At 71.7% G+C, this 2,459-nt stretch carries 3 protein-coding genes; all 3 read left to right on the top strand.

The annotated features are described in order from the left end of the window. A partial coding sequence (locus G5C51_RS41520) for a winged helix-turn-helix domain-containing protein (RefSeq protein WP_240930283.1) occupies window positions 1–348 on the top strand: 348 nt, incomplete at its 5' end. Between the two features lie 173 nt (window positions 349–521). Next, window positions 522–1,799, top strand: coding sequence for a sensor histidine kinase (locus G5C51_RS41515; protein WP_165246054.1), 1,278 nt, complete (start codon window positions 522–524; stop codon window positions 1,797–1,799). After that, on the top strand, window positions 1,763–2,413 hold the full coding sequence (locus tag G5C51_RS41510; RefSeq protein ID WP_165246052.1) for a LuxR C-terminal-related transcriptional regulator: 651 nt from the start codon (window positions 1,763–1,765) through the stop codon (window positions 2,411–2,413). The genes G5C51_RS41515 and G5C51_RS41510 overlap by 37 nt, the downstream gene beginning before the upstream one ends. Window positions 2,414–2,459: the final 46 nt, after the last annotated feature.

Below are 2,459 nucleotides of genomic sequence, written 5' to 3'. Positions count from 1 at the left end.
CGCCCCCGCCTGCGCGCCGTGACGCCGGGCGAGGCCGCCCCGCCGCCGCCCGCCGAGGCCGGCGGCGCCCTGCGGATCGACCGGGAGACCTGGACGGCCCACCTCAACGGCGACCAGCTCGACCTCACCTACCTCGAATTCGAGCTCCTCGCCCACCTAGTGGCGCACCCGCACCGCGTCCACACCCGCGACCAGCTCGTGGGCACCGTGTGGGGCTACGGCCACGTCGGCGACGGCCGCACCGTGGACGTCCACATCGCCCGCCTCCGCCGCAAGCTCGGCCCGCAGCATCGGGGCTCGATCGTGACGGTGCGGCGGGTGGGGTACAAGTACGTGCCGCTGGGGTGAGCGGGCGCGCCCCCGTCTCTTACGGGACGGGGGCGCAGCTCAGCACCTTCGGCCCGGCTGCGCGACCGGGTAGACCTAGGTACACCTCTACTCGGGTGGCGAGCCCCGTGCCCTGATCGCCGCCGCCCGGCAGACTAGGCCTCATGACCGATACGGACACGAAGAGCACGGGCATGCGGATACGGGACTGGGCGCTGACCGGCCTCCGCGGCTTCGCGCTGGCGGCGCTGGCGATCGGCGGCTCACTGGTGCTCTTCATCGCCTCGGTCATCTCGATCGTCTTCATCGTGCTCGGCGTCGGCGCCTTCACCACGCCGTGGGTGCTTTCCCTGGTCAGGGCGCACGCGAACGTGCGGCGCATGCTCGCCGCCGAGTGGGGCGGCGTGCGCATCCCGCCCGCGTACCGGCCCTTCCCCGCCGATCTGCGCACCGGCGTGATCGGGCAGCTGGAGCGGTGCAAGCTGATGCTCTCCGACCCGGCCACCTGGCGGGACCTGCGCTGGCTGCCGGTCGACATGATCTTCGGCTTCGTCACGGCGCTGCTGGCCGGGGCGCTGGTCTACTACCCGCTGGAGGGCTTCGCCCTCGCCGCCGGACTGTGGCAGGTACTCAAGGGCGCGATGGGCGGCGCGTACTGGTACGGCTTCGTGCCGGTGAACAGCCAGGCCACCGCCTTCGCCGCCGCCGGCCTGGCCGCGGTGCTGGCCGCCTTCGGCTTCCACTTCCGCGGGTACCTGCTGCTCCCGCACTTCTGGCTCACCAAGGGGTTGCTCGCGCCCCGCGAGGTGGACCTGGAGCAGCGCGTGGAGCGGCTGACCGAGACCCGTTACGACGCCGTCGAGACCTCCGCCACCGAGCTCCGCCGCATCGAGCGCGACCTGCACGACGGCGCGCAGGCCCGGCTCGTAGCGATGGGCATGAGCCTCGGCGCGATCGAGGCGCTGATCGAGAAGGACCCGGCGAAGGCGAAGGAGATGGTCGCCAAGGCCCGCGGCGACTCCGCCGAGGCCCTCACCGAACTGCGCGACCTGGTCCGCGGCATCCACCCGCCGGTGCTCGCGGAGCGGGGGCTGGGCCCAGCGGCGGAGGCGCTGGCCTTGCGCATGCCGATGCCGGTGGACGTCCACGTGGAGCTGCCGGGCCGGTTCGCGGAGCCGGTCGAGTCGGCCGCGTACTTCGCCATCAGCGAGGCGCTGACGAACGCCGCGAAGCACTCCGGCGCGGAGCGGATGTGGCTCGACCTGTCGTACGAGGACGGGCGGCTGCGGGCGTCGGTCACGGACAACGGACGCGGCGGAGCGAACGCTTCCGGGTCCGGCTTGCGCGGTATCGAACGGCGCCTCGGTACATTCGACGGCGTACTGGCCGTCAGCAGCCCCGCGGGCGGCCCCACGATGATCACGATGGAGATTCCGTGCGCGTTGTCGTCGCCGAAGACCTCTTCCTCCTGAGAGACGGATTGGTGCGGCTGCTGGAGGCGTACGACTTCGAGATCGCGGCGGCGGTCGACAACGGCCCCGAGCTGACGCGGGCGCTGGAAGACCTGCGGCCCGACCTCGCGGTCGTCGACGTCCGGCTGCCGCCGACGCTGACGGACGAGGGCCTGCAATGCGCCTTGGCGGCGCGGGCGAAGCGGCCCGGGCTGCCGGTGCTGGTGCTGTCGCAGCATGTCGAGCAGCTTTACGCGCGTGAGCTGCTGGCGGACGGCAGCGGCGGGGTCGGCTATCTGCTGAAGGACCGGGTCTTCGACGCGGACCAATTCATCGACGCGGTGCGGCGGGTGGCGGGCGGCGGCACGGCAATGGACCCGCAGGTGATCTCGCAGCTGGTGTCACGCCGCTCGGCCCAGGACCAGCCGATCGGCAAGCTGACGCCTCGCGAGCGGGAAGTGATGGAGCTGATGGCACAGGGCCGCTCGAACGCGGCGATCGCGGCCCAACTGGTGGTCACGGAGCGGGCGGTGGCGAAACATACGGCGAACATCTTCGGCAAGCTGGGGCTGGCGCAGTCGGATGATGACAATCGGCGGGTGCTGGCGGTGTTGGCTTACTTGGATAAGGGCTGATCTTTCGCTCCTGCCGACGCGTTGCTGTTTCCCACCCGCCCGTTGC

This window comes from Streptomyces coryli (assembly GCF_011044975.1).
In the GTDB taxonomy this organism is placed as follows: domain Bacteria; phylum Actinomycetota; class Actinomycetes; order Streptomycetales; family Streptomycetaceae; genus Streptomyces; species Streptomyces coryli.
Note: the sequence above shows the minus strand (reverse complement) of the source record. Positions and strands in the feature narration are given on the sequence as shown.